The sequence below is a fragment of the Streptomyces sodiiphilus genome, assembly GCF_039529215.1.
Lineage (GTDB): Bacteria > Actinomycetota > Actinomycetes > Streptomycetales > Streptomycetaceae > Streptomyces > Streptomyces sodiiphilus.
The window spans coordinates 1-4,507 of record NZ_BAAAMJ010000130.1; the positions used below are offsets into that span (position 1 = coordinate 1).

At 67.9% G+C, this 4,507-nt stretch carries 3 protein-coding genes and 1 pseudogene; 2 read left to right on the forward strand and 2 right to left on the reverse strand.

The window, feature by feature from the left end:
• Positions 1 to 69: 69 nt before the first annotated feature.
• Positions 70 to 315, forward strand: a pseudogene (locus ABD299_RS24985) (IS5/IS1182 family transposase); the annotation flags it as partial.
• 316 nt (positions 316 to 631) lie between these two features.
• Positions 632 to 1,114 carry a hypothetical protein gene (locus ABD299_RS24990; protein ID WP_344267092.1) on the forward strand — a complete coding sequence of 161 codons (483 nt, stop codon included), beginning with the start codon at positions 632 to 634 and terminating at the stop codon, positions 1,112 to 1,114.
• 3 nt (positions 1,115 to 1,117) lie between these two features.
• On the opposite strand, the gene ABD299_RS24995 is transcribed toward ABD299_RS24990, so the two are convergent.
• Both ABD299_RS24995 and ABD299_RS25000 read right to left on the reverse strand, forming a co-directional pair.
• Positions 1,118 to 1,402, reverse strand: coding sequence for a hypothetical protein (locus ABD299_RS24995; RefSeq protein ID WP_344267095.1), 285 nt, complete (start codon positions 1,400 to 1,402; stop codon positions 1,118 to 1,120).
• A 79-nt stretch (positions 1,403 to 1,481) separates the two neighbouring features.
• Positions 1,482 to 4,004 carry a DEAD/DEAH box helicase gene (locus tag ABD299_RS25000; RefSeq protein WP_344267097.1) on the reverse strand — a complete coding sequence of 841 codons (2,523 nt, stop codon included), beginning with the start codon at positions 4,002 to 4,004 and terminating at the stop codon, positions 1,482 to 1,484.
• Positions 4,005 to 4,507 lie beyond the last annotated feature (503 nt).

Sequence of the window (4,507 nt, forward strand, 5' to 3'; positions counted from 1 at the left end):
GACCACCCTTCGGACAACCCACTTCATGAAAGCCCGAGGCTAGATGTCCCCCGCGCATTCGTTCGGTACCTCGGCCGAATCCTTCAGGCCGAGCGCCGCAGGCGCGGAACCCCAAGGGGCATCAGGGCGCTGACTTGCTTCCGCCAGGCGGTGCTGGTCCTGCGCTGGTTCCGCGACGGTACCCGCGTCGACCGGCTCGCCCGCGATTTCGGCGACTCCACGGCCACTGCCTACCGGTACCTCCACGAGGGCATCGCGGTCCTCGCCGCCCAGGCCCCGGACCTGCACGAAGCACTCGACCAGGTGCGGGACGCCATGGCACCAAGGACACGCTCGTGCCGTTCGAGTCGTCCCAGTCGGCCGTTACCCGCTTCCGTGCCCTGTGCCATCTGGTGCCGATCAAGGGATCGCAGCACGGATTCGCTGTCCACGATGCCCCGCAGTACCTGGAGCCCCAGAGCCAGGAGTGGCAGGCATTCGTTATTGCGACTGTGGCGGAGTGGGTGACGCAGGAGCAGCCTCCGGTAAGGCCGTAGCTACGAGCCCAGCGCAGAACTCCGCAACGTTACGTTCGGGACACAACCTGTGAAACCTGCCCGTCGCATACGGCACCCGGAGATAGCTTCCGCGCATGGATTTCAGTGAAGTGACTCTGGGGGATGTCGGAGCGGCCACAGCGGCCATCGTGGCCGTCGCCGCGTTCTGCGTCGCCATCTGGAGCGCGAGGATCAGCTCCAAGAGCATGGATGCGGCCCAGCGGTCTGCCGCTGCCGCCGAGGTTTCGGCAGACGCAGCTCGCCGCTCGGCCGATGCAGACGAAGAGATGGTTCGGCTCGCCAAAGCCGAGGCGGATACACCCGAGGTCCCTTGGCGCCTCATTCATTCGGGTAGGTCCTCGTACCGGCTGATGAACAACAGTGACAAGGCGGCCGAGAATGTAGAGATCAGTGGCAGCGTTCTGACATCTAACTTCCAGAGTGGTGACGCCATTCCACCGCGCTCGGCCATCCAAGTACTGGACGGGCGTAGCCTGGCAGAGAACGATCCGCTGTCGGTTACCTGGTCACGCCCGGGAAGCACCGAGCGACTCGGGCCTTGGGTGCATCCCCTGTAACCATCAAGACACCTGCAGCGCCTCCCCGAACTCTCGCACCGCCGGCCGACCCAGGGCTTGATCAAGTTCCGCATGACGTACTTGGTGCGCTTGCTTGGGTGATCCGGTCACCAGGGTGAGCGCGGGGGAGTCCTGGTGCCGTGCGGCCCACATCGAGACAGTGGAGCGACAGACCCCGACCAGCTCGGCACCCTCGGACAGGGTGACCAGCTCTGCCTCCCTGCCCTGGTACTCCGGCCGGAGCCAGGCCACCCCTACGCCGCTCATCGTGTCCTGTGCGCCGCTCATCGCGCCCACTCCAGTCCGAGGTCGGCGAGTTCGGCTCGCCGTTGTGGGGTGAGTTTGGCGCGGCGGGTCTTCTGGTTACTCAGGAAGACGCCGGGCCGGCCGTGACCGGCCCGGCGTTCTCACCCGGGTCGCCGTTCTCGCCCGGTGCGGGGTGCAGGACCTCCTCATGGGTCCTTGGCACTGTCAGGTGGCCTTCGCGGTCCAGGTATTGCCAGCAGGCCGCGATGCCGCGGCCGAAGGCGTCCAGGCGGTGGAGGCCGGGCACGACCGGCTGCTCCCTGCCCGACTCCTCTCCGCCACGGTTCTCGGCTGGTGGTTCGATGCCGAGCCGGGTCAGTAGCTCTCGCTGTCCGCTGGTGAGCTGTGCCCAGGCGGCGGTCTGTCGCCGCAGCCAGGTGCCGATGTCGATTCCGTTCACGCGTACTCCCGGCGGCACCTCCGGCAGCTCGGTCTCACCGGCCAGCAGCTGGGCGAGGGCGGTGTAGGAGCGCTGCCAGGCCAGCGGCCATGGTGGGTTCCACCAGGGGTCGATGGCTTCCAGGGTCTCGCGCCGGGATTCGGTGAGCGCTTTCGAGTTCCTCAGGTTGTGAAGCCAGACCCCGAGAGCGAAGCCGTCCCGCACCGTGTCGCGCGGCGCGCACAGTGTCCCGAATTCCTCGAAATAGGAGCGCGCGGCGATGATTCCTTGCCGGAATTTCGCGTCATCGACATTCCACACCATGCCCAATTCATCGAGCAGCTGGTACCGGTGGGGGCGGAGGGTGCCATCGGTCAGGAGCCAGCGCTGCTGGGCGACCCACTTCCCCAGCGCATAGTCCGTGCCGTCCTCGTCCTGGCCGTCGCCGTCGCCGTCGTTCAAGCGGATGGTGGCCGCAACTGGCACGGCGGCGTCGCCGTGCTCGTCCACCCACCGCCGCAACGCCTCGTATCCGGTCAGCCAGACCTCGCTGTCGGGCTGGAGGATGCGGGTGCGCAGGAACCGGGCGATGGCGGCAGGGTCCCGGGGGCGGGAGAACCGCAGCAGCGGCACCGCGGCCGGGCCCGGCTTGTCCGCCCCGTCACCGTTCGCCCCCTCCTGGCTCTCCTCGTCGTCCCCGGACCCTTGCCCGTCCTGGTCGTGGTCCTGGACGTCGTCGTCGGCCAGGACCAGTTCGGCACCGTCCTCGCTGTGCCGGGGCGTTCCGGCCGGTGGGTGCGGGTCCAGCCGCACGACCTCGGTGGGGGTCCCGGAAGCGGTGGCAGCAGCCGCCGCGAGTCTCTGGAGAATCCGGTCGTCATGAGCACGCAGGCCCTGGAGGATCTGGACCAGTCCGCGGTAGGCCGGGGAGGTCATCATCGCGTCCGGGGACTGCCCGGGCGCCAGGAAGACCGGGACGATGATCCGCGCGACCTTGCCCTCGCCGGGCTCCTGCCGCAGTGCCCGGCCGAGGATCTGCACGATCTGGACGGGTGAGGAGCGGGTGTCGGCGAAGACGACGCCGTCGACTCCGGCGCGGCCGCGGATGTCGGTTCCCTCGGCGAGGACCTGGCAGGAGGCCAGGAGCTGCCAGTCGGCGACGTAGCCGTGTTCATCGATGCCGTCTGCGAACCGGCCCAACACCTCCCGCCGGTGGTCGGGGGAGTGCTCCCCGGACAGCCATTCCACCGACACCCGCTCCGGATACCGGGCCGGGTTGGTGGCGTGGAGCTTGGCGGCGGTCTCCGGCAGCGCCCGGGCGAAGCTCATGGCGGCCAGTGTCGTGCCGTGGAAGCTCAGCAGCGACCGGGCGCCGGACTCGTAGGAGTGCGTCAGCAACGCCGCCTGCAACGCGGCCAGGCGCCGCCCCCGCACCTCCTCACTGCTGCCCTCCTCCACACCTGCGTCGGGATCGGTGATCTCCAACACGTCGATCTCCCACCGCGCAAGCAGCCCCCGCTCCACCGCCTCCATCAACTCCAGCTCAAAGACCCGCTCCCCGTACAGAGCAACGTCGTCCATGCTCGCCACCTGCCGCGCCTCACCGCCCACCGGCGCCTCCCACAACCGAGGCGTGGCCGTCATCGCCAACCGCCGCACCGCCGGCAACCTCGACTGATCCAGCGCCGCCGCCCACGCCTTCCCCGCATCCCCGGACGTCCGGTGCGCCTCATCAATGACCATGAGGTCCATCACCGGCATGCCTTCGTCCCGGAACGCCCGCTCCAGCACCCCGGCACGGGCCTTGGCGTCGTTCTCCCGTGTTGTCTGGTCCACGAGGCTGGCGTAGGTCGCTACGGCTGCCACAGGCCCGTCTGCGGCCATCCAGCGGGCCAGTGTTTCCGGGGCGGTGGTGCACCGGGCGAAGTCCTCGAGGGTGCCGTCCCCGAGCGCGTCGAGCAGTTCGGTGTCGGCCGCGGAGCACACCGCGATCATCCGGCCGCGGTAGCCGGCCCGCCGCCATGCCTGGACTGTCTGGGACAGCAGCAGCACGGTCGGGACCAGAACCAGGACCCGGCCGTAGGGGACCAGCCGGCGTGCGGCCACCACCGCCATGAACGTCTTTCCCGTGCCCGTCGCCATCACCACATGGGCCCGCACATCCCCGCCCCGGGCGTCGGACAATGCGTGAACGATCGCCTCCACACATTCCTTCTGGTGCGGGCGGAGTTCAATACCCTCGTTCTTTGATGCTTCATCAAGAACCGAAACAGTCACCGGGATTTCCCCTCTTCCACGCGGCGTGGAATTCAGAAGTGAGTGACGCCCTCACGATTGAGTCCCCCGCCCTGGGGTGATACCCGCTTTCGAGAAAATCCAACAGAGATGCATCACAGTCAAGTATTCACCCTGGACAATCCATCCATCATACCGCACCCCTGCCTGCGTCACCCCCTACTGCCCCACACACCGTTCCCATCCAGCCCATCAAGGCCCGCAGCCCGACAACGACCGCCCCTGACCCACAGCCCGCCAAAGCATGAACCCCCAACACACGACACAACCAGCCCCCCCTGACAGAGCATCCACCACCCCAACCCCGAGGCAGCTAATTGCGGAGCAATTAGCCCGTATTCCGCGGAGGCGGAATACGGCAATTCCCGAAGGGAATTGCCCCCGAATTGCGGAGCAATTCGGGTAACGCCGCG